We start from the raw sequence: 21,798 nt of genomic DNA on the forward strand, positions 1-21,798 counted from the left end.
GGCCACAACACCTCACCTCGAAGCCGTCGCGGCGGACGGGGCCGTGACGCGCCGGTCGAAGTCGACGCGGTAGTCGTTCATCCACGCTTGGCTGCCGAATCGGGCGATCATCGCGAACACCGCCCGCAACACGAGGTCGCGCAGGAACAGTGCCGCCGGGTGCGCCGACCCCGCCTTCTGGTTGCCGCGCCTGCGGCCCTCGGCGGCCACGCGCTCCACCCGGTCGCGGCGCCCCTGTTCGTAGGCGGCGAAGGCCTCCTCGACCGTGGGCAGGTCCCGCAGAGAAGCGGCCAGAACCAGGGCGTCCTCCGCTGCCAGGGAGGCGCCCTGCCCGCTGGAGTTGGACACGGCGTGCGCGGCGTCGCCCAGCAGTGCCACCCGGCCCCGGCTCCAGCGGGGCAGGGACGCCAGGTCGTAGGTGCCCATGGGCCGGAAGCGTTCGGGTCCGGCGGCCTTCAGGACGGTGGTGACGTCCGGGAGGTCGTCCGCGAACAGCGCCAAAGCGTGTTCCTTCCATGCCTCGTCGCCTCGGGCGGCGATCTCTTCACGGGTCAGTTCGGTGTGCCCGAGGTTGGCGAACCAGAACACCTCTCCCGACGGCGCGGTCTGGTACCCGAAGAACGCCCGCTTGCCGAAGACCATCCGCGTGGTCGCCTCCGGGGTGGGCGCGATCCCTTCGGCCCGGACGTACCCGCCGATCCCCAGGAGCCCCGTGTAGGAAGGCCCCGGGGCGTCGGGGTCCATGGTGCGCCGCACGAGCGAATGGATGCCGTCCGCGCCGAGGAGCACGTCGCCCTCGGCCGTGGTGCCGTCGGCGAACTCGGCGACCACGCCGGTGGCGGTCTCGGTATAGCCGGTGAAGCGCTTGCCGTACTCGATCCGGATGCCCTGGTCCTGGGCGGTTTCGGCCAAGGCCCGTTGCAGGGCGCCGCGGTTGACGGTGACGGTGCGCAGTTCGGCGGGCCCCTCGTCGGAGCCGTCGGGCAGGGCGCCGAGGCGCCGTCCGGTCCCGTTGACGAACTCGATGCGGGTGGTGGGGAAGGCCGCCGCGTCCCGTGCCGCTCCGAGCATCCCGACGGTGCGCAGGGCGGCCAGGCCGTTGGGGGCCAGGGTCAGGAACGCGCCGATGTCGTCCCCGGGGCCGGCGTGGGCCTCGTAGACGACCGCCTCGATCCCGGCCCGGCGCAGCGCCGCCGCGGTGACCGGTCCGCCGATACCGCCCCCGATGATGAGTGCCTTCATCGCTGGCCCCTCTCCGTTCTCGCCTATAGTCATATTATGACTATACATAGAATGGCTATCCTGACAACCCCCGGGGAACGGCCCTAGGCAAGGAACGAGTGGAGGCGAACGGGTGGCACATCGGACGCAGCGGCGCTCCCCCCTGGCGGTGCAACTCCTCCTGCTACTGGCGGAGGAACCGATGCACGCCTACCGGATGCAGCAACTGATCAAGGCCCGGCACAAGGACCGGATCGTCAACATCGCGCAGCGCAACAGCGTCTACCAGACCCTGGAGCGGCTGCTCCGCACCGAACTCATCGAGGTCGCCGACCGGGTGCGCGCACCGGGGCGACCCGAGCGGACCGTCTACCGGATCACCGAGGACGGGCACGGCACCCTGGACGGATGGCTCCGGGACATGTTCACCACACCCGCCCGCGAGTTCCCCGAATTCCCCGTGGCGCTGGGCGCGCTACCGCACCTCACCCCGGAACGGGCGGCCGAGTACCTGGAAGCCCGGGCACAGGAGTTGCGGGACCGGCTGCGGCAGGCCGAAACCGACGCCGAACGGGCCGCGGAGATGGGGCTGCCCCGGCTGTTCACGGTGGAGGAGGACTACCAGCGCGCGGTCACCGAAACCGAGCTGCGCTGGGTGGACGGCCTCGTGGACGACCTGCGCTCGGGCCGCCTGTCCTGGGACCGGGAGTGGCTGGACGCGGTGTCCGCGCGCTTGGGCCCTGCCGACCCCGATCAACCCGCCGCCCCCGACCGGGAGGTCACCAGCGATCAGGGTGACCGGTAGACACGGCCACACCAGGCTTCTACGCCGGCTTTCTACGTCGGAGTTCCGGTGTCGGCGGGCTCGATCGACAGGGCGTGTCGGAACACGTTCCGGGGGTCCCAGCGGGCCTTGACCCGTCGCAGCGCCGGGTAGTTGTCCTTGTAGTACAGGTCGTGCCACGGCACCCCGGAGGTGTTCCAGCGGGGGTCGGCGTAGTCGGTGTCGGGGTGGTTGACGAACGTCCCGTCCGCGCCGGTACCGGGTGCGGGCACACCGCCGGTCCCGGCGAACACCTCCTGGAACAGCGACCTCGCCCAGTTCAGGTGCCGTTGGTCGTCCTCGGGCTCTCCCCAGGCGACGATGGTCCACACCCGCAGTGGCGAGTCCCGCTGGGCGGAGGCCGTCGCGTCCTCCGCCACCGTGTTGACCCGACCGCCGTAGGTGTCCAGGGCGACCGTGCTGAAGTACGCGTCGGGCGCGTCGTCGGTGAGGTGGCGGTACACCGCGGCGGTCTGACGGTCGTCGAACCCGCGGCGGAGGAAGGCGTCCTTGATCTTGAGGCGCCCGATCCCGCCGTCCTGGCTCCTGAGCGCGAACCCCAGCCAGGTCAGCCGCTCCGTCTCGACCGCGGGCGCGGCGGCGACACCGGCGCCGATGTCGTCGATGAACCTGCGCACCAGGTGTTCGTCGCCGGCCTCCGGGGACAGGTACTGGCCGTCGATCTGGACCGACCCGAACGAGCGCGCGTGCAGGTAGAGCGTGGCGAAGAGCGCGGCATAGGGGGAGTCGGCGCCACTGTGGCGCTCGCACCAGTCCCCGAAGTTGCGCACGAGCCGCGCGAACGACGGCTGGTCGAGCTCGGACCAGTCCCAGGTCACGGTGAAGGAGTCCACCGCCTGGGGTGCTGCCGGGAGCAGCCGGGCCGGGTCCGCGCCGGTGGCCTCGGGTGAGCGCAACCAGTAGCGGGTGACGATGCCGAAGTTGCCGCCGCCACCGCCGGTGTGCGCCCACCACAGGTCGCGGTTCGGGTCGTCGGCCGCCCGCGTCGCGATGACGGGACGTGCGCGGCCGGAGGCGTCCACCACGACGACCTCGACCGCGTGCAGGTGGTCGGAGGCCAGCCCGTGCAGGCGGCACAGGAACCCGTAGCCCCCGCCCAGGATGTGGCCGCCCGCGCCGACCTCGGGGCTCTCTCCTGCCGGGACGACCACACCCCAGCCGATGTACAGGGCCCGGTACACGTCGCCGAGCCTGGCGCCGGCCTCCACCGAGAAGGCCCCCATCGCCGGATCGAAGGAGACGTCGTTCATCAGGGCCGTGTCGATGACGACCCGGACGTCCGGGTCGTCGACGAACCCTTCGAAGCAGTGGCCGCCGCTGCGGACCACCAGCCGCGCGTCCTCGTCCACGGCCCGCTGCACCGCCGCGACCACGTCGTCGGTGGAACGCACCGGGTGGATCCGGTCCGGCCTGCCCGTAAAGCGCCGGTTGCCGCCGGCGCGGGTGGTCAGGTACCGGTAGCGCGGATCCGAGGGGCCGACCGGCTCCGGCCCGAGGGCCGACCCGGTTTCGGCCGTGCCGCTGCCGCCACCGGACCCGCTGCCTTCGGCCCCGCCTCGCCCTCCGATGAGCTGGTTCCCCATCTGCCGGTCCCCCCGCTTCCCCGTCCCCGTTCGCACCGTCCGGGCCCGCCGGGGTCCGGCGGCAGCCGGTCCACCCCTGATACGGGCACGTGGGCATCAACGTACGGCCGGGGATCCCGGAGGTGTCAAGGACGGCCGTTCTCTTGCGCCGAGGCGGAATAAGTCCGGGACGCGGAGCGCTGAATTACCGCTTCGGTGTGCGGTTCAGGGCGTCGGGGAGGCCGAACAGCGGGAACAGGGTGGTGTCGAAGAAGACCGTGCAGTGGCTGACACCCTCGGGGGACATCTCCAGCACGTGGATACCGAAGGCCCGGTGCATACCGTCCTCCGCGCGCAGGTACATGCCGAAGGCGGGCTGGCCGTTGGCGGAGGCCGGCTCCATGGCCAGGTCGCCCGGGCCCTCGGCCGGGCAGTGCGAGGCGATGAGCCGGGCGATGTGCCCGGCGCCGCGCACCCAGGTGGCGAACGGCGGCATCTCGAAGGACGCCTCGGCGGTGAAGAGCTCGGTGAGCGCGGAGATGTCGTAGTTCTCGAAGGCGGAGACGTAGCGGGTGAGGGTCTCGCGCTGGTCGGAGCGCGGTTCGGGGACGGTCTCCTCGTCCGGGGTGACCCGGTCGATCTGGGCGCGGGCGCGTTGCAACAGGCTGTTCACGGCCGGGACCGAGGTGCCCAGGGTCTGGGCGACCTCGGCGGCGCTGAAGCGGAGCACGTCGCGCAGGATCAGCACGGCGCGCTGGCGCGGCTGGAGGTACTGGAGGGAGGCGACCAGCGCGAGCCGCACGCTCTCGCGGGTGGTCACCACCGTCCCGGGGTCGTTGGCGCTCTCCCCCACACCCCCGAGGGCGTCCGGCATCGGTTCGAGCCAGGGCAGTTCGGGACGGTCGGCGAGTGCGCCTTCGGGCGCGTCGGTGGGGCCGCCCAGCCCGGTGGGCAGGGGGCGGCGGCCGCGCTTCTCCAGGGCGGTGAGGCAGGCTGTGGTGGCGATCCGGTGGAGCCAGGTGCGCAGGCTGGAGCGGCCCTCGAAGCGGTCGTAGCCCTTCCAGGCGCGCAGGTAGGTCTCCTGGACCAGGTCCTCGGCGTCGTGCGCCGAACCGAGCATGCGGTAGCAGTGCGCGTACAGCTCCCTGCGGTAGGGGGCCACGAGCCGTTCGAAGTCCTGGTCGGTCGTCTCCGCCACGTGTTCCGTCACGAGCGTCACGGTACGCCTCCCCTACGACAGAACCCACTGATCGGGCTGAACCTTTGCCAACACTTCGCCCGGGCGGGCCGCAACGGTCCCTGGAATTCGGTGTCCGGCGACCCGCCCAAGCACTTGTCAGGAGGCGGCGGTCCCGCCGCTCTCCATGGCGGCGAGGTGCTCCTCGCTCAACTGGATGATCTGGACGTAGTTGCCGTCGGGGTCCTGGGCCGTGGCGAAGAAGCTTCCGTCGCGGTCCTCCAGCGGTGCCACCCACGCGGTGCCGGCCTCGTCCATGCGGGCGGCCACGGCGCGGGCGTCGCCCACGTCGAAGTTGAGGATGTAGCGGGTGGGGTCAGCGGCCTTGGGACCGACGTCGTCGCGCCGGTCGATCATCAGGTAGAAGGTGCCGAACCGGAGGACGCGGTAGTTGTCCATGGTGTCGTTCCCGGCGGGGTCGAGTACGGCGGCGTACCAGTCGCGCAGGCGGTCGGGGTCGGTGCTGGCGAGCAGCATGCTGTCGAGTACGGGGCGCTTCATCGTGTCCTCCCGGTGGGGTCGGTGCCGTGGTCCTTCGCCCGTACTGACCCGGCCGGACCGGGGAACTCATCGCGCTCCGGCCGCTCGTCCAAGGGGGCCCCGCCCGCGGCCTCCTCCGGGGTCCCGCCCGGGGCATCCCCTGGGGCCTCCAACCCGGCCTCCCGCGCGCCGCGCAGCAGGACCAGCGCGAGCCCGCCGAAGACCACCATCCCGGCGGTGCCGAACCCGGCGGTGACGTTGAGCCCGACGGTGAAGGCCTCGCGGGCCGACTCCAGCAGCCCCGCGGCCTGGGCCGGTGGCAGCTCCTCCGCGGCGGTGACCGCCCCGGCCAGGGTCTGGCCAGCGGCGCCGTCCGCGGCCCCCTCGGGCACGTCGACCAGGTTCCGGTAGACGGCGGCGGCGAGGCTGCCGAGCAGGGCCACCCCGATCGCGATGCCGAACTCACCGCTGGTCTCGGACATGGACGCGGCCGAACCGGCCTTCTCCTTGGGGGCGGAACCGACGACGATGTCGGCGATCAGGGCCGCGCCCGGGCCCAGCCCCACGGAGGTGAGGAGCAGGCCCAGCACCACCGGCACCGTTCCACCGTCGGCGGGCACGAACACCAGGAGCGCGAATCCGGCGGCGCTCACGAACATCCCGCCGCCGATCACGTTGGCCCGGCCGATCCGCTGGGCCAGGGGCGCCCCGCACATGGTGCTGACGATCATCGCCAGCGCCGGGGGCACCAGCCACAGACCGGCGACCAGCGGGGAGTTGCCCGCGACCAGCTGCAGGTACTGGCTGAGCAGGAGGAACATGCCGCCCATGGCGACCGCCCCGGCCATCATGGTCGCCAGGGCCGCGCCGAAGGAGCGTTCGCGGAACAGGCGCAGGTCCAAGAGGGGATCGGGCAGGCTCAACTGCCTGCGTACGAACCACGCGCCCATGGCCGCACCGAACAGCACCGTACCGAGCGCCGCCGCACCCGACCCGCCTTCGGCTGCGGTCTTGAGCCCGTAGACCACGGGCAGGATCGCGGCCAGCGACAGCGCGACGCTGAACAGGTCCAGGCGGCCCGCGTCCGGGTCGCGGTACTCCGGCAGGAGCAGGGGCGCGCACACCAGGAGCAGCAGCATCACCGGGACGCCGAGGAGGAACACCGAACCCCACCAGAACCACTGGAGGAGTACGCCGCCCACCACGGGGCCGATGGCGGTACCGCCCATGAAGCAGCTGGTCCACACGGAGATCGCGACTGCGCGCTGGGCGGGCTGGCGGAACATGTTGCTGATCAGCGCCAGGGTGGAGGGCATGAGGGTGGCCCCGGCGACGCCCATGAGGGTCCGGGTGGCGATGAGCATCTCGGCGCTGGTGGAGAAGGCCGCGGCCACGGACGCCAGCCCGAACGCGGTGGCGCCGACCATCAGGAGCCTGCGGCGGCCGATCCGGTCTCCGAGGGTGCCCATGGTGATGAGGAACCCGGCGATCATGAAGCCGTACACGTCCATGATCCAGAGGGTCTGGGCGCCGGTGGGCTGGAGGTCGGCGGCCAGGTGCGGCAGCGCCAGGTAGAGCACGCTCATGTCCAAGGACAGCAGCAGCGTGGGCAGGGCGAGCACGCCGAGCCCGAGCCATTCCCGCCCGGTCGCTCGTGCGGGGGCGCCGGGGGTGGGCCGCGCGGGGTCCGGTTTCGTGGTGTCCATGCGGGTCGTTCCTTCTCTCCCGGTCCGTTTCGGTCACGTGTACGGACCATCGGGGAGAGCAGAACTCATCGGGCGGGCACCGGTTTCCTCCGGGGTGCGAACGGGCGGAGGGCGCATGCACACTTCGCCACCGCGGGCGTGGGAGACGCCGCTGGCCGACCGGTCAGGCGCGGAGGGCCTCCAGTGCCTGGTCAGCGGTGAGTGTGCCCATGGTGCCGATTTCCAGGTTCGCCAGCGACGCCTGGTGTGCCGCCTCGTCGGCCGCGGTCACGCAGTCCTTGACCGCGTAAACGAAGTAGCCGAGGTCGGTGGCTTGGCGTGCGGTCTGTTCGACGGTCAGGTTGGTGGCCACCCCGGTCAGCAGGAGGGTGTCGATGCCGTTCCGGTCCAACCACTGCGCCAGGTCGTTTCCGGCGATTCCGGAGACCTTCTGGTTGTCCACCACCCGGTCGGCGCCTGTGCGGGCAGGCATCTCCGGAATGATCTCCGTTCCCGGAGCGTCGGGGCGGAACGCGTCCTGGGCCTCGGCCACAGCCGCGATGAGCCCGGTGTTGCGGACCAGGGCGCCTTCGTCCTCGGGGACGGTGAAGCGGGTGTAGACGATCGGCACCCCCGCCTCCTGTGCGGCCCGGTGGAACCGCGCGGCCCGGCCCACCACGCCGCTGGCGGCCACGGGACCGCTGAGCATGTCGCCGAAGAAGCCTTCGGGTTTGATGACGTTGACGACCCAGTGCAGCCCCAGGACCGCCGTACGCGAGGGCTCGATGCTCATACCCCGAGCCTCGCACACGCGGCCTTCGGGTGTCAGTCCCCCGTCGGGTAGCTCCCTTCTGGTCAGGTGGTGGGCTCCGGTGGCCGCCTGCCTGTGGGCGTACTTTCGAACGGCCGAAGCGACGGCGGGGGAACACGGGTCACACGTGTCAGAATGTCGCCGAGTGACCGTTTCCTGCCCGCCGCTTCCCACCAGCCACGAGGGACCAGCCATGACCTACGTCGCCGCACCGACGCGCTACGACACCATGCCCTACCGCCGTTGCGGCCGCAGCGGTCTGCGCCTGCCCGCTCTGTCCTTGGGGCTGTGGCACAACTTCGGCGGAGACCGAGGGCTGGACGTGCAGCGCGACATCCTGCTGCGCGCCTTCGACCTGGGTGTGGTCCACTTCGACCTGGCCAACAACTACGGCCCCCCGCCTGGGGCAGCGGAGGAGAACTTCGGCCGGGTGGTCGCCTCCGACCTGCGGCGGTACCGGGACGAGTTCGTCGTCTCCACCAAGGCGGGGCACCTGATGTGGCCGGGGCCGTACGGCGAGTGGGGCTCACGCAAGGGCCTGCTGGGCAGTCTGGACCAGAGCCTGGGCCGCATGGGCCTGGACTACGTGGACATCTTCTACTCGCACCGGCCCGACCCGGACACGCCCTTGGAGGAGACCATGGGCGCTCTGGACACGGCGGTGCGGCAGGGCAAGGCGCTGTACGCGGGTGTGTCCAACTACGCGCCGGAGCAGACCCTGGAGGCGGCCCGGATCCTGCGTGAGCTCGGCACGCCGATGCTCATCCACCAGCCCTCGTACTCGATGTTCAACCGGTGGGTGGAGGAGGGGCTGCTGGACGTCCTCGACGAGGTGGGTGCGGGTTCGATCGCCTACTCGCCGCTGGCGCAGGGGCTGCTGACCGACCGGTACCTGCACGGTGTCCCCGAGGGCTCCCGCGCGGCCGGTGCGAGCCCGTTCCTGAGCGCGGAGGGGATCACCGGCACCGTGCTGGAGCGGGTGCGCGAACTGAACGCGATCGCCGGGAAGCGCGGCCAGACCCTGGCGCAGATGGCCCTGGCCTGGGTGCTGCGCGGCGGCCGGGTGACCTCCGCCGTGGTGGGGGCGAGCAGCGTGGCCCAGCTGGAGAACAGTGTGGCGGCCGTCGGGAACCTGGACTTCTCCGAGGAGGAGCTCGCCGGGATCGACCGGTACGCACCCGCGGACTGATCTCTGGGTCCCCGCCCGGTCCCGGCGGGCGCCCCGGCCCGGTTTCGCCGATGCCCCCGCGGCCCCACTCCGGCAGCTTTCCCCGTGGCTCGGGCTCACTCCTGAATGAGGGCGATGCCGTTGCCAGCGGGGTCGGTGAACCAGGCGACGTGGGGCTTCCCGTCGCGCACGACCCCCTTCTCGTCGTGGGTGAAGCCCTCGTAGCGGAGCATGGTGACCCCTCGGGCGACGAGCCCGTCCACCGCGGCGTCGATGTCGTCGACGGTGATGTTGAGGACGGTGAACACGGCGGGCTCGTGGTCGGGCTTGGGGTAGACGAGGATGCCCCGGTCGTTGCCGAGGTCGATCTCCAGCAGACCGTGCTCCTCCATGCCCGGCACGTCCTTGACGTCCAGGCCGACGGTTTCTGTGTAGAAGGCCCGGGCGGCCTCGGTGTCGGGGACCGCGAAGGATCCGAAGGCCCTGGTGGTGTCGAACATGGCGTCCTCCGTCGTCGGTTGGCGCGGCGGGTGTGCCGCGCTCACCCCGTACCGACCTCGGCCGGGCCGGGAAATCATCGCGCGGACGAGGGAAAACGGGTCAACCGGTCCGGACGGATCCCTGCACACCTCTTGGGCGACAGGCGCGACCGGCGGGTGTTAACTTCGCGTGTTCAGCGGGACACGGTTCGTGTCCCACCCTCGGCGCCTCGACCGGGCGCCGTGCCGCACGCGAGGGAGACCGCACATGCGCGCAGTCGTGTTCGAGAACTACGGGGAGTTCCCTTCACTCACCGACGTCGCCAAGCCCGAGCCGGGCCCCGGGGAGGTCCTGCTCCGGGTCGCGGGGGCGGGCGCCTGCCACTCCGACATCAGCGTCTACCGGGTGTTCGAGGAGGGGCAGCCGGGGGCGCAGAAACCGCCGTTCGTCCTGGGGCACGAGAACGCCGGCTGGGTCGAGGCGCTCGGCCCCGGGGTGAGCGACCGCGTCCGGATCGGCGCCGCCTACATGGTGTACGGGCCGATCGGCTGCCAGCACTGCCGCGAGTGCGCCGAAGGACTCGAGACCTACTGCGAGAACGCCGCGACCATGCCCTACCTGGCGGTGGGACTGGGCCGCGACGGGGGCATGGCCGAGTACATGACCGTGCCCGCGCGCCACCTCATCCCGTTGGACGACGCCGACCCGGTGGCCGCCGCGCCCTTGGCAGATGCCGGGCTGACCCCCTACCACGCGGTCAAGCAGGCGCTGCCCCACCTGAACAGCGGCGGCCGGTACGCGCTGGTGATCGGCCTGGGCGGGCTCGGGCAGATCGGGGTGCAGATCCTGCGGGCACTGAGCGGGGCGACGGTGATCGCCACCGACGTCAAGGAGGAGGCCCGCGCCCGCGCGGAGGCCAACGGCGCCGTCACGGTGGATGCCGGGGAGCAGCAGGCGGAGCGAATCCGGGAGCTCACCGGCGGCCGGGGCGTGGACGCGGCCTTCGACTTCGTGGGTGTGGGACCGACCGTGTCGACGGCGGCGTCCAGCGCGGCCCAGGGAGGTCGGGTGAGCATCGTCGGTATCGCGGGCGGCACCCACGAGTTCTCGTTCTTCACCAACCCGTACGAGTCGTACGTGACCAACACCTACTGGGGTTCGGTGCCGGAGCTGTGGGAGGTGGTGGACATGTACAAGGCGGGGCAGATCCGCCCGGAGATCGAGCGTTTCGCCATGGACGACGCCTTGGAGGCGTACCGGAAGCTGGAGGCGGGCGGGGTCAACGGCCGGGCGGTCGTGGTCCCCAACGAGCGCTGAGGACCCCGGACGCGGGGTGATCGCGTCAAGCTCTGCTCTCAGGCCGTCCGGCCAGCCCGTTCGCGGGCGTGGTGCCGGGCGGCCTTCGCGCGGTTGCCGCAGCCCGACATGGAGCACCAGCGCCGGGTGCCGTTCTTCGATGTGTCGAAGAAGTACAGGACGCAGGGGGGGTTGGCACAGCCGCGGATGCGGTCGGGGCGTTCGCGCAGGTCCAGGAAGTCTGCGGCGGCGGTCCAGGCGGGCCCCCAGGCCGGGGTGTCGAACTCGACGGTGCTGGCTGGATCGCCTTCGTCGAGGTGGCGGACGATCCTGCCGTGCACCAGGGCCGCGTTGAGGTCGGCGGTGGCCGCGCGCTCCCGGGGATCGTCCACCAAGCGTGCGAGGGCGTCCCTGACGCCCACGAGGTGGTCGAGGGCATCGGGCCCGGCTTGGAACCGGGAGGCGAGGCCGCTCTCGTCGAACCACTGGACCAAGCCGTCGAGGGAGTCGAGCAGATCGTAGTGGGCTTCGCCCTCGATCCACCGGGTGTTGACCAGGTCGACGGAGAGCGGCTCGTCCAGGAGCGGGCGCCGTCGAAGTGCCTCCTCCGGCATCGGTTCCCCTCTCGACGTCACTCTCCCCGGCCTGCGTGCAGGGGCTTGCGGGATCCTATCAAGACCGCAGGCTAACCTTTGAAACCAATTTCAGTGGTTGACCACCGTCACTATAACCCTTAAATTACTTTTTGAAGGTTACACACAGGGGCGATTCCCCCGACCCAGAGAGGTGCGCGCCATGGCGCCGACCAAGCTGCAGACCGGACATGTGGGCCTGAACGTCACCGACGTCCAGAGCTCACTCGACTTCTACGTGCGCGTCTTCGGATTCGACGTCCTGGGCAAGAGCGAGGAGGAAGGGCGCGAGTACGCCTTCCTCGGCCACGACGGACAGCTGATCCTGACCCTCTGGCGGCAGAGCAGCGAGGGCTTCCGCAAGGACACTGCCGGGCTCCACCACCTGTCCTTCCAGGTGGAGACGGTCGAGGAGGTCCGCCAGGCCGAGGCCGAACTGCTGGAGATCGCCGTGGACTTCGCCTACGACGGCGTGGTCCCACACGGCGAGGGCGCGGCCTCCGGCGGTGTCTTCTTCCACGACCCCGACGGCATCCGCTTGGAGATCTACGCGCCCCACGGGACCGAGGAAGCAAAGGCCCCGGTCGCCGCAGCCCCCACCTGCGGCTTCTTCTAGAGTCCGCTGCTTTCAGCCTGAGTCAGCGCGGTGCCCGCGCGGGTGCCGCGCCCGTTCCCGGAAGGGAGAACGGCATGGCCAACTACCACCCAGGAGAAATCGCCGTCCAGCACAGAGCCACCCTCACCGACCAGGCCGCAAAGGCCGAGAGGGCCATCCGTGAGGAGATCCCCGACATCGCGGCGGACTTCCTCGGCACCCAACGGTGGATCGTCATGGGGGCGGCCGACGCCCGAGGCGATGTATGGTGCTCCCTGCTCACAGGGCCGTCCGGTTTCCTGCGCGCCCGCGACGGACGCACGCTCGACATCGCCTCGCTACCGCGACCCGGCAACCCACTGGCCGACGTGCTCGGCCGGGGCCCCACACGGATCGGGGCGCTGGCGATCGAACCGGGGACCCGGCGGCGCATGCGGATCAACGGCACGACCAGACCGCACACTGAGGCGGGTGAGGGCGGCCTGCGCCTCAGAACCACGCAGGTCTTCGCCAACTGCCCCAAGTACATCCAGAAACGGACGCCGTCCCCGGCCCCGCCCGGGAACCAGCCCGCCATCGACGGCGACCGGCTCACCGACGCCCAAGCGGACCTGGTCAACCGCTCCGACACCTTCTTCGTCGCCACCACCGACGCCGCAGGTCACGCTGACGCCAATCACCGGGGCGGCAACCCGGGGTTCCTGCGAGCGCACTCCCCCACGCTGCTGAGCTGGCCCGACTATGTCGGCAACGCCATGTTCACCACCCTGGGCAATCTGTGGCTGAACCCGCGGGCCGGCCTCCTGGTGCCTGATTGGGAGAGCGGCGGCCTGCTCCAGCTCACCGGCACTGCCCGCGTGCTGTGGGGGAAGGAGCCCGGTGACCGGTCAGTCGAGTTCTCCGTCGACCGCGTGGTCTCGGTGCCCTCTGAGGGCCTGCTCTCCGAGGGCGAACCCCACTACTCGAAGTTCAACCCGCCGGTCACTCCGGCCGCACTGAGGGGAGTCCTCCCATGAAGGTCGCCGTCGACTTGGCGCTGTGTGAGAGCCACGGCCATTGCCTCTTCGCCGCACCCGCCGTCTTCGACTTCGACGAGGACGAGGAACTGGTGCACGACCCTTCCCCCGACCTCGGCCAGCGTACGGCGGTCGAGAGGGCCGCCCGCGGGTGCCCGGCCCGTGCCATCACCGTCGATGACGGCACGCTACAAGGCCCAGTCGACCCGGCCTTCGGGCGAGCCTGAGCTCCACTTGCCCGGTCACCACCAGTAGACGGGATAGCTGCGGCCGGAGGCGCGGTTGCCGACCAGGCCGACCAGCACCAGCACCACTGCCGCGACGGCGAGCAGCCCGAGGAAGGACCAGAACGGGGGTGCCTCCAGGGCGACGATGAGGGCGGTGGCCGCGGCCGGTGAGTGCGGCACCCGGGCCAGGGCCATCGCCCCCATGGCCAGCCCGCCGGCGACGGCGGCGGCCCAGGGGCCGGGCGCTGCGACGAGCAGCACGGCGAAGCCGGTGAGCGCGGACAGCAGCTGGCCGCCCACCACGCTGCGGGGTTGGGCCAGGGGCAGGTGCGGGGCGCCCGCGACCAGCGCCATGCTCGCGGCGAGCGGCGGGATGAGCAGCGGCACATCGAGCGCCACCATCCCGGCGGCCAGCACGAGCAGGGCGGCCACGCTGGTCGCCGTGGCGATACCGACCACGCGCGGGGCCGCGGGGGCCGGGGCGTGCCCGGCGAGGAGGGAGCGGATCCGGGACGTGGGGGTGGGCGGTGCGGCGGGGGTCTCCGTGCTCATATTCCTCATCAGGTCGGGAGGGGCGCTCCTGGCCAACTAACGCTTCAATAAAATCCCAAGCGTTATCTGGTGCTACAAGCGAGTGTCGCAGGCGACCTAACGAGTCACAAGCTTCGGTACCGTTAGGTGATGAGTGTCTCAGGGAACGTGCAGGACATGCCGGTCGTCGACGAGCACCCGGCGCTGGACCTGGTGAACACCGTGTTCATCCGGGGCGGGCTCCGCGGCCAGCTGGTCGACGCCCTCTCCACCCCCGCCGACCTGGCCGACTGGATCGCCGCGCACGCCAAGGCCCTGGGCCCTCTCGGCGCCGATACGGTTGCCGACGACGGTGCGGGCCGGGCCGCCCGCACCGCCTTCGTGGAGCTGCGCGAACCGCTGCGCCGCCTGGTCGCCGCCGGCGCCTCGGGGGTGCCCGCCGCACCCGGGGACGTGGCCGCGGTCAACGCCGCCGCCCGAGCCCACCGCGACACGGCCGAGCTCCCGCCGACCGGGTACGGCTCCGCCCGCCTGGGCACCGACGCCCCCGACACCCCGGCCGCGGTCCTGGCCAGGGTGGCTCGCGCAGCCGTGGACCTGCTCACCGGACCGGACCTGGAACTGTTGCGCGCCTGCCAGGCGCCCGGCTGCGTGCTCTTCTACCTGCGCACCCACCCCCGGCGGGAGTGGTGCTCGAAGGGCTGCGGGACCCGGGTGCGCGTGGCCCGGCACAGCCGACGGCACGGCGAACACGCCTGATACCCCGGGCGAGGGGCGCGGCATCCCCGTGCAGGGAACCCGAAACCGGGCCACCCCGGGTGGCCCAGGTCTCATCGGACCTGCCAGGATGCCGTGAACACTGGTAGGAAGCCTGAGGAGTGACATGGATCTGGGAATCGCTGGCAAGGTCGCGCTCGTGACCGCCGCCAGTTCCGGGCTGGGCCGGGCGATGGCCGTCGCCCTGGCCGCGGAGGGCGTTCGCGTGGCGGTGACCGGCCGCAACGAGGAACGCCTCGACGCGACCGTCGCGGCCTGCCGCGAGCACGGCGTGGACGCCACCGGCATCGCCTGGGACCTGGCCGACCACGGCCGCGCGGGCGAGGTCGTGGCGCGGGTCGCCGACGAGCTCGGCCCGGTGGACATCCTGGTCAACAACACCGGCGGCCCGCCGCCCACCCCGGCACTGGGTCAGGAGCCGGGGCTGTGGGAGGACATGTACGCGTCGATGGTGCTGCCGGTGATCCAGCTGACCGACGCGGTGGTCGGCGGGATGCGCGAGCGCGGCTGGGGACGGATCGTGACGAGCACCTCGGCGGGGCCGATCGCGCCCATCCCCAACCTGGGTGTGTCGAACACGCTGCGCGCGTCACTGCACTCCTGGTCCAAGACGATCGCATCCGAAATCGCGGCCGACGGCGTGACGTCCAACGTGATCGTGCCGGGCCGGATCGCGACCCCGCGGGTGGACTCGCTGGACCGGGCCCGCGCCGAGCGGGAGGGCCTGCCGTTGGAGGAGGTCCAGAGGCTGGGCCGCGGTTCCATCCCGGCCGGCCGCTACGGCGACCCGGACGAGTACGGTGCGGTGGCCGCGTTCCTGGCCAGCCAGCAGGCCGCCTACGTCACGGGGTCGACCGTCAGGGTCGACGGCGGCCAGATCCCGTCGGTCTGACTCCGGCGGTCTGCTCCCGTCCCCGGCAACTCTGATCCCGCCCCGGGCGGTACCGCTGCACAGTCGGTACCGCCCGGGGTGCGGGGCCTACCGGATCTCCCGCCCGGTGCCGTCCAGGCCCAGCACCATCCGGTAGTTGGTCATCTCCACGCCCCTGACGACCGGGTGCCGCTCCTCGACCACCGCGAAACCGTGCCGGGCGAAGAACGGCTTCGCGGTGATGCTGGCGTGTGTGCTGAGTTCGCTGTTGCCCCGGGACAGGGCCCTCTCGCGCACCTGGTCGAGCAGGGCCGTGGCCACGCCGCGCCGACCGGCCCGCGGACTCACGAACACCATGTCGACGTAACCGGTCTCGGACACGTCGGCGAAGCCGGCGACGGCGCCGTCGATCTCGGCCACGAACGTCTCCAGCTTCTGCCGGGCCGAGTTCCACCGGTCGAGGTCTGGCCTTTCCGTTCCGGCCCAGGCCGCGATCTGCTCCGGCGCGTAGTCCGCGCTGGCGGTCTCGGTGACGGCGCCGAGGAACACGTCGAGGGTGGCGGCCGCGTCCCGCGGCTCGTAACGGCGGATCAGCACTCAGGGCTCCTCGCTGGCTATGGGCTCGGGGCGTCCCGTTTCGGGGGCAGCGGGAAGAACCCGCTGGTCCTGGCCGCGTACTCCTGCCAGCCGGGGCGCTTCGACATGTGTTCGTCCAGCAGGCGCTGGCCGGACCCCTTGGTGAGCAGGTAGGTCATCACCAGGGGTGCGGGCAGGGTGAGCAGCACCCACCAGGAGCCTGCCGCCACCAGGAACAGGCCCCACCATACGCAGGCGTCGCCGAAGTAGTTCGGGTGCCGGGTCCAGGACCACAGGCCCCGGTCCATGATCCTGCCCTTGTTGGCGGGGTCGGCCTTGAACCGGGCGAGCTGGGCGTCGCCGACGGTCTCGAAGGCGAAGCCGACCAGCCACAGCAGGACGCCGAGGAACGCCACCCAACCGAGGGCTCCGCCGGTGTAGGCGGCGACCTGGACGGGCATCGAGATCAGCCAGACCAACGCCCCCTGGAGCAGGTAGACCATGCGCAGGGCGTGCAGGTGCGGGTTGCCGGGTGCGTCGGCGAGGAACTTCTCGTAGCGGGGGTCCTCGCCCTTGCCGCGGCTGCGCAGGCCGATGTGCCCGGCCAGACGCAGGCCCCACACGGCGATCAGGGCGCAGAGCAGCCAGTTCCGCCAGGGGTCGCCGTAGCCGGTGGCCGTGGCGGTGGCCGCGGTGGTCGCGGCGGCGACGACGAAGCCGAGGCCCCAGGCGACGTCCACGACGCTGTGGCGGCCCAGGCGCACCCCGAGGGCGAAGGTGACGAGCATGAGCGCCAGCACGGTGGCGGCGGTGAGTCCGAGGTTGAGCAGGAAGGCGGCGGTGACGGTCATCGGGCACCCCCAGAACTTCGGGCCGTGTCCGCGGCGGGCTCGACCGTGTCCCAAGGGCGCGGGTCCGCCTCCACGGGTCGCCGGGCGATGATCTGGTCCACGCCCATGCGGCCCTCTTCGAAGGCGAGCGCTCCCCCGGCCAGGTAGAGGCGCCACACCCGGGCCGCCTGTGGGCCCGCGATCCGCACCATCTCGTCGAAGCGGCGCTCCAGCACGTCCGACCACGACCGGGCGGTGCGCACGTAGTGCTCGCGCAGGGCCTGGACGCCGCGCACCTCCAGTCCGGCGTCCTCCAGCAGGCCGACGGTCTCGCCGAGCGGGCGCATGTGCATGTCCGGGGCGACGTAGCGCTCGATGAACGGGCCGCCGCCGGGGTGGGCGCCGCGGCGGGACATCTGCTGGACCAGCACGGACCCGCCGGGCCGCAGCAGGTCGTGGAGTTGGCGGGTGAAGGGGGCGTAGGCGTGCCGTCCCACGTGCTCGCCCATCTCGACGGTGGCCGCGGCGTCGAAGCCGCCCGGCCCGAAGGTGTCGGGTGCGATGTCGCGGTAGTGCAGCAGGCGCACGTCCACGAGGTGTTCGAGGCCCTCTTGTCCGGCGCGCTCGCGCACGTGGTCGCGTTGGCGCTCGGAGAGGGTGACGGCGGCGACCCGGGCGCCGTACCGTCCGGCGGCGTGCAGGGTGAGCGAGCCCCAACCGCAGCCGACGTCGAGCAGCCGGTCACCCTTGGTGAGCCGGAGCTTGTCGCAGATGAGGTCGAGTTTGGCGCGCTGGGCGTCGGCCAGGCTCTGCCCGGGGTCGTCGGCGTCCCAGTAGGCGCAGGAGTAGGCCATGGTCTCGTCGAGGAGGAGCTCGTAGAGGTCGTTGCCCGCGTCGTAGTGGTGGGAGATCGCGGCGGCGTCGCGTTCCTTGGAGTGGCGGCGTCCGCCCATGCGGGCCTCGGTCACGGGCGGGGGCGGCGGCGGTCCGGCCACGCCCAGGACCAGGGCGGCGTGGGCGATCCCGGCCAGGGTCCGGGGCCCGGGGGCCGAGGTGCCGTAGGCGTTGACGGAGGCCCACACGTACCGCAGGGCGTCGGTGAGGTCGCCCTCCACCTCGATGCCGCCGGTGACGTAGGCGCGGGACAGGCCCAGTTCACCGGGTCGGGCCAGCACGTGGCGGAGGGCGTCGCGGTCGCGGACCGTCACGCGCGGGGCGTCCTCCGGTCCGGTCTCGCTGCCGTCCCAGGCGCGCAGCCGCACGGGCAGCACCCCGTTGAGGAAGGCCGCGACCAGGGGTCCGATGAAGTGGGCGGCGCCGCGCGGGCGGAAGGTCTGGACGGTCATGCGGCACGCTCCATGGTGATCTGTTCGACGTCGATGATTCCGGACCGGAAACCGGCTTCGCAGTAGGCCAGGTAGAAGGTCCACATGCGGCGGAAGGTGTCGTCGAAGCCCAGCTCCCGCACCCTCTCGGCAGCGTCGGTGAAGCTGTCCCGCCACAGGCGCAGGGTCTCGGCGTAGTCCTGGCCGAAGGCGAGGCGGTCGGTGATCCGCAGTCCGGTGCGTGCGGAGAGCTGTTCGCGGACGGCGGTGACCGAGGGGATGAGCCCGCCGGGGAACACGTACTTGTGCATCCAGGTGTAGGCGGTGCGGGAGGCCCGCATCATCCGGTGCTCCATGGTGATGCTCTGCAGGGCGACCTTCCCGCCGGGGCGGACGAGCCGGTCCAGGGCCGCGAAGTAGGCGGGCCAGAAGCGTTCGCCGACCGCCTCGACCATTTCGCAGCTGACCACGGCGTCGTAGGAGCCGGTGGCGTCCCGGTAGTCGCACAGTTCGACGTCGACCAGGTCCGAGAGCCCTGCGGCGGCCACGCGTTCACGGGCGAGGTCGCGCTGCTCGGTGGAGAGGGTGATGGAGGTGACGCGGGCGCCGCGCCGGGCCGCGCGGACGGCCAGCTCTCCCCAGCCGGTACCGATTTCCAACAGCGTGGTGCCTTCGGCGACGTCGGCCGAGTCCAGGAGGCGGTCGATCTTGCGTTCCTGGGCGCGGACGAGGCCTTCCCGGTCGCGCGGGTCGTCGTCGGCGAACAGCGCCGACGAGTAGGTCATGGTGCGGTCCAGGAAAAGCGCGAAGAGGTCGTTGGACAGGTCGTAGTGGTGGCTGATGTGGCGCCGGGACCCGGACCGGGTGTTGCGGTCCGAGGCCGGACGGCGGGGCAGGGTGATGTGCCGGAACGGTTGGAGGGGCTTCGGGATGAGCTCCTCGTAGTGTTCGGCGAACCGGGTGAGTGTGGCGACCGGGTCGGGTGCGTCCCACTCCCCCGCCATGTAGGACTCGCCGAACCCGATGAGGCCGTCGTGGGCCAGGCGGGCGTGGAAGGCGTCGGGGTCGCGCAGCCACAGGACCGGTGCGTCTGCCTCGGTGGGCTCCGCCGGGGGTGCCTCGGGTCCGGTGTGCACGCGGATGCCGACCGCGGGGATGGCGCGGGCGGCGAGCAGGCGCGCCACGGCGGTGCGCAGTCTCCCGGACGGGACGCGGGCCACGTCGGGCCAGCGCTGCGGGTCGACTGCGGCGGGCGGGGTCGGGTCGGTGGTGGTCATGGTCGCGTTCCTCGTGGTTCGTGGTGGCCGGGGCGGTCCTGCACGGGGAGTCCGCGCAGGTAGAGCCAGACTCCGTGGGCCCGGATGCGGACGGCGTTGACGAGCGGGGCCAAGGGCTGCCGCAGAGAGAGGCGCAGTAGCTGCGCTGCGGTGGCGGGGCGGCGCAGGCCGCGCACGGACGCGGTGAAGGGCGGCCGCCCCTCCCGGTGGAGTGCGACGGTGAGGGCGAGCCGTTCGGCGGGTTCGGGCAGGCTGAGCCGGTAGTCGCCGTCGACCCGGTTGAACGGGGAGACGTACAGGGCCTTCTCGGCGGTGGCCCGGCCGCGGCCGTCGGGGTGTAGCAGGTAGCGGTGGCGGCCCCCGTAGGTGTTGTGCACCTCGGCGACCACCGCGCGCGGGGACCCGTCGGAGTCGCTGCACCAGAAGACGGTGAGCGGGTTGAACACGTAGCCGAGAACGCGGGCGTGCGCGAGCATCAGGATGCGGCCGCCGCGCAGGTCGATGCCCCGGTCGCGGAGGAAGGCGTCCAGGTCGGCGCGGAGCGTGGGCGCGGTGCCGGTGCCGTGGTCGGCGGGGTGGAACCCGGCCAGGGCGCGGAGCGGCCACGGGAACCGGGGCGGCCGGTCCAGGTCGATCAGCCAGTAGTGGGTGCGGTGCGCGAAGGCGTGCCGGACGGGTTCGGCGCGCGCGTGGTGCACGGTCGCCTCGTACAGGGCGGGCGCCGTGGCGGTACCCGCGAGCTCCGCCTCCCCTGCGGCCGTTCCCGCGCGCTCCCCCTCCCCCGGGGTCCGGGCCTTTCGGTGGTTCCGGGTCACCACTGCCTCCCCAGCGCTGCCGCGGCCTCGACCCCGGCGCGGCATCCGTCCTCGTGGAAGCCCCAGCCGTGGTGGGCGCCGGCGAAGGCGAGGGTGGGTCCGTCGAGTGCGGGCAGGTGCTTCTGTGCGGCGACCGATGCCGGGGTGAAGACGGGGTGGGCGTAGTCCATGGCGGCCACCACCCGGTCCGGGTCCACGCCGTCGTCCGCGTTGAGCGTCACGACGAAGTCCCGGCCAGCGGGGAGGCCTTGGAGACGGTTCATGTGGTAACTGACCCGTACGGGGTCGCCGCCGGGCTCGCAGGAGGTGAGCCGGTGGTTCCACGACGCCCAGGTGTCGCGGTCCTCGGGCAGCACCGAGGTGTCGGTGTGCAGCAGGGTGCGGTTGCGGGAGTAGGTGAAGGAGCCGAGGACGTCGAGTTCGTCGGCGGTGGGCGCGTCGAGGAGGGCGAGGGCCTGGTCGGCGTGGGTGGCGACGACGGCACCGTCGAAGTCCAGCTGCTCGGTGCCGGTGCGCAGGAGGACCCCGTTTTCGGTGCGGGCGAGGCCGCGCACGGGTGTGCCTGTGCGCACGGAGTGCAGGTTCTTGGCCACGCGCTCGACGTAGGTGTGCGAGCCGCCCTCGACCGTGCGCCAGCTCGGTGAGCCCCAGATCCCGAGCATGCCGTGGTGCTCGAGGAAGGCGAACAGGTGGCGGGCGGGGTAGTCCAGGGCGGTTCCGGGCGGGCACGACCAGACCGCCGAGACCAGCGGCAGCAGGAAGTGCGCGGTGAAGTACCGGGAGAAGCCGTGCCGTTCGACGAAGGTCCCGAGGGTGGGGCCGACCACGGTCCGCTTGGTGTCCGGGGTGCCCTTCGTGTCCTGGGTGCCCTTGGTATCCGGGGTGCTCCGAGCGCCCGCCGTGTCCTTGGCCTCCACGGCCTCGGCGGTGCGCAGCAGGCGGCGGGCCGCCCGGTGGAAACGGGGTATGTCGCCGAGCATCCGCAGGTAGGCGGCGCTGCGCCGGGAACGGCGGGGCCACAGCGCCCGGAGGCCGCGCGCGCCCGCGTACTCCAGCCCGCAGCCCTCGCAGTGCACCGAAAGGCTCATCTCGGTGGGGCGGGTGGCCACTCCCAGCTCGTCGAAGAGCCGCAGGAGGTACGGGTAGGTGCGCCGGTTGTGGACGATGAAACCGCTGTCCACGCCGACTTCGCCCCCGCTGAGCGCGTGGGTGTGTGCGTGCCCGCCCAGGCGGTCGTCGGCCTCGAACAGGGTGACGTCGTCGTGGCGGTGCAGGACGTGTGCGGCGGTCAGTCCGGAGACGCCGCTGCCGATGACCGCGATCTGCCGACGCCCGGGGATGTGAGTGTTCATTCGCCCTCTCGCGAAACCGGTGTGCAGGTGACACGGGTTATTCGGAGCGGGGAGCAGGGTGGATTGGTGGTGATTGGCGAAAAAAACTTCACGGAATCCGAGCATCCACGGGAGACACTCCGGCACCGCTTGGGTTCTGGTGGTGGTCGGACCCCAGAGAGTCAGGGCACCGGTCTGCTCAGGGCCCTCC

23 protein-coding genes are annotated in these 21,798 nt (G+C 71.9%); 8 read left to right on the plus strand and 15 right to left on the minus strand.

Annotation, left to right across the window (positions count from 1 at the left end):
- Positions 1–12: 12 nt before the first annotated feature.
- Complete coding sequence (locus ACYVD1_RS02000) at positions 13–1,275, minus strand: FAD-dependent oxidoreductase (protein WP_460766932.1); 1,263 nt, start codon at positions 1,273–1,275, stop codon at positions 13–15.
- A gap of 79 nt (positions 1,276–1,354) precedes the next feature.
- Here ACYVD1_RS02000 and ACYVD1_RS02005 point away from each other — a divergent pair, with 79 nt between their 5' ends.
- On the plus strand, positions 1,355–2,026 hold the full coding sequence (locus ACYVD1_RS02005) for a helix-turn-helix transcriptional regulator (RefSeq protein ID WP_460766935.1): 672 nt from the start codon (positions 1,355–1,357) through the stop codon (positions 2,024–2,026).
- A 32-nt stretch (positions 2,027–2,058) separates the two neighbouring features.
- Here the strand turns inward: ACYVD1_RS02005 and ACYVD1_RS02010 are convergent, their stop codons facing one another.
- The 5 genes from ACYVD1_RS02010 to ACYVD1_RS02030 all read right to left on the minus strand — a co-directional run bounded on the left by ACYVD1_RS02010 (position 2,059) and on the right by ACYVD1_RS02030 (position 7,822).
- Positions 2,059–3,648 carry an FAD-binding oxidoreductase gene (locus ACYVD1_RS02010; protein ID WP_460766938.1) on the minus strand — a complete coding sequence of 530 codons (1,590 nt, stop codon included), beginning with the start codon at positions 3,646–3,648 and terminating at the stop codon, positions 2,059–2,061.
- Positions 3,649–3,832: 184 nt separating this feature from the next.
- Positions 3,833–4,846 carry a sigma-70 family RNA polymerase sigma factor gene (locus ACYVD1_RS02015; protein WP_460766941.1) on the minus strand — a complete coding sequence of 338 codons (1,014 nt, stop codon included), beginning with the start codon at positions 4,844–4,846 and terminating at the stop codon, positions 3,833–3,835.
- A gap of 117 nt (positions 4,847–4,963) precedes the next feature.
- Entirely contained in the window at positions 4,964–5,365 is a 402-nt protein-coding gene (locus ACYVD1_RS02020; RefSeq protein WP_460766944.1) for a VOC family protein, read from the minus strand.
- Positions 5,362–7,050, minus strand: a complete 1,689-nt coding sequence (locus ACYVD1_RS02025) for an MFS transporter (RefSeq protein ID WP_460766947.1) — start codon at positions 7,048–7,050, stop codon at positions 5,362–5,364. The genes ACYVD1_RS02020 and ACYVD1_RS02025 overlap by 4 nt, the downstream gene beginning before the upstream one ends.
- A gap of 163 nt (positions 7,051–7,213) precedes the next feature.
- Entirely contained in the window at positions 7,214–7,822 is a 609-nt protein-coding gene (locus tag ACYVD1_RS02030; RefSeq protein ID WP_460766951.1) for a cysteine hydrolase family protein, read from the minus strand.
- A gap of 211 nt (positions 7,823–8,033) precedes the next feature.
- On the opposite strand from ACYVD1_RS02030, the gene mgrA reads away from it, so the two are divergent.
- Positions 8,034–9,029: an L-glyceraldehyde 3-phosphate reductase gene (mgrA, locus tag ACYVD1_RS02035; RefSeq protein WP_460766955.1), complete on the plus strand. Its 996-nt coding sequence runs from the start codon at positions 8,034–8,036 to the stop codon at positions 9,027–9,029.
- 95 nt (positions 9,030–9,124) lie between these two features.
- Here the strand turns inward: mgrA and ACYVD1_RS02040 are convergent, their stop codons facing one another.
- A complete protein-coding gene (locus tag ACYVD1_RS02040; RefSeq protein ID WP_460766958.1) occupies positions 9,125–9,508 on the minus strand; it encodes a VOC family protein in 384 nt (127 codons plus the stop codon).
- Between the two features lie 247 nt (positions 9,509–9,755).
- Between ACYVD1_RS02040 and ACYVD1_RS02045 the strand changes: the two genes are divergently transcribed.
- The gene (locus ACYVD1_RS02045) at positions 9,756–10,805 is read left to right on the plus strand and encodes an NAD(P)-dependent alcohol dehydrogenase (protein ID WP_460766961.1); all 1,050 of its coding nucleotides are present in this window, start codon (positions 9,756–9,758) and stop codon (positions 10,803–10,805) included.
- 38 nt (positions 10,806–10,843) lie between these two features.
- Here the strand turns inward: ACYVD1_RS02045 and ACYVD1_RS02050 are convergent, their stop codons facing one another.
- Entirely contained in the window at positions 10,844–11,398 is a 555-nt protein-coding gene (locus ACYVD1_RS02050; protein ID WP_460766964.1) for a CGNR zinc finger domain-containing protein, read from the minus strand.
- Between the two features lie 181 nt (positions 11,399–11,579).
- On the opposite strand from ACYVD1_RS02050, the gene ACYVD1_RS02055 reads away from it, so the two are divergent.
- From ACYVD1_RS02055 to ACYVD1_RS02065, 3 genes are all read left to right on the plus strand, one after another.
- Complete coding sequence (locus ACYVD1_RS02055) at positions 11,580–12,032, plus strand: VOC family protein (RefSeq protein WP_460766968.1); 453 nt, start codon at positions 11,580–11,582, stop codon at positions 12,030–12,032.
- Between the two features lie 74 nt (positions 12,033–12,106).
- Entirely contained in the window at positions 12,107–13,027 is a 921-nt protein-coding gene (locus ACYVD1_RS02060) for a pyridoxamine 5'-phosphate oxidase family protein (RefSeq protein WP_460766972.1), read from the plus strand.
- Positions 13,024–13,254: a ferredoxin gene (locus tag ACYVD1_RS02065; RefSeq protein WP_460766975.1), complete on the plus strand. Its 231-nt coding sequence runs from the start codon at positions 13,024–13,026 to the stop codon at positions 13,252–13,254. The genes ACYVD1_RS02060 and ACYVD1_RS02065 overlap by 4 nt, the downstream gene beginning before the upstream one ends.
- 15 nt (positions 13,255–13,269) lie before the next feature.
- On the opposite strand, the gene ACYVD1_RS02070 is transcribed toward ACYVD1_RS02065, so the two are convergent.
- Positions 13,270–13,806, minus strand: coding sequence for an HPP family protein (locus ACYVD1_RS02070; protein ID WP_460766979.1), 537 nt, complete (start codon positions 13,804–13,806; stop codon positions 13,270–13,272).
- A 129-nt stretch (positions 13,807–13,935) separates the two neighbouring features.
- On the opposite strand from ACYVD1_RS02070, the gene ACYVD1_RS02075 reads away from it, so the two are divergent.
- Both ACYVD1_RS02075 and ACYVD1_RS02080 read left to right on the plus strand, forming a co-directional pair.
- Complete coding sequence (locus tag ACYVD1_RS02075) at positions 13,936–14,544, plus strand: CGNR zinc finger domain-containing protein (protein ID WP_460766982.1); 609 nt, start codon at positions 13,936–13,938, stop codon at positions 14,542–14,544.
- A gap of 124 nt (positions 14,545–14,668) precedes the next feature.
- Positions 14,669–15,454, plus strand: coding sequence for an SDR family oxidoreductase (locus ACYVD1_RS02080; protein WP_460766987.1), 786 nt, complete (start codon positions 14,669–14,671; stop codon positions 15,452–15,454).
- A gap of 87 nt (positions 15,455–15,541) precedes the next feature.
- Here the strand turns inward: ACYVD1_RS02080 and ACYVD1_RS02085 are convergent, their stop codons facing one another.
- Genes ACYVD1_RS02085 through ACYVD1_RS02110 form a run of 6 tightly spaced genes read right to left on the minus strand, consistent with a single transcriptional unit; the run spans position 15,542 to position 21,608 of the window.
- The gene (locus tag ACYVD1_RS02085) at positions 15,542–16,030 is read right to left on the minus strand and encodes a GNAT family N-acetyltransferase (RefSeq protein ID WP_460766992.1); all 489 of its coding nucleotides are present in this window, start codon (positions 16,028–16,030) and stop codon (positions 15,542–15,544) included.
- Between the two features lie 17 nt (positions 16,031–16,047).
- Positions 16,048–16,860 (minus strand): DUF1295 domain-containing protein, encoded by an 813-nt coding sequence (locus tag ACYVD1_RS02090; RefSeq protein ID WP_460766995.1) that lies wholly within the window; start codon positions 16,858–16,860, stop codon positions 16,048–16,050.
- Entirely contained in the window at positions 16,857–18,185 is a 1,329-nt protein-coding gene (locus ACYVD1_RS02095) for a class I SAM-dependent methyltransferase (protein ID WP_460766998.1), read from the minus strand. The genes ACYVD1_RS02090 and ACYVD1_RS02095 overlap by 4 nt, the downstream gene beginning before the upstream one ends.
- Positions 18,182–19,441, minus strand: a complete 1,260-nt coding sequence (locus ACYVD1_RS02100) for a class I SAM-dependent methyltransferase (RefSeq protein WP_460767002.1) — start codon at positions 19,439–19,441, stop codon at positions 18,182–18,184. Before ACYVD1_RS02100 ends, ACYVD1_RS02095 begins: the two co-directional genes overlap by 4 nt.
- The gene (locus tag ACYVD1_RS02105; RefSeq protein ID WP_460767007.1) at positions 19,438–20,256 is read right to left on the minus strand and encodes a DUF1365 domain-containing protein; all 819 of its coding nucleotides are present in this window, start codon (positions 20,254–20,256) and stop codon (positions 19,438–19,440) included. The genes ACYVD1_RS02100 and ACYVD1_RS02105 overlap by 4 nt, the downstream gene beginning before the upstream one ends.
- Positions 20,253–21,608, minus strand: coding sequence for an NAD(P)/FAD-dependent oxidoreductase (locus ACYVD1_RS02110; protein ID WP_460767010.1), 1,356 nt, complete (start codon positions 21,606–21,608; stop codon positions 20,253–20,255). The genes ACYVD1_RS02105 and ACYVD1_RS02110 overlap by 4 nt, the downstream gene beginning before the upstream one ends.
- Between the last annotated feature and the right edge of the window lie 190 nt (positions 21,609–21,798).

The sequence above is a fragment of the Nocardiopsis nanhaiensis genome, from assembly GCF_054778635.1.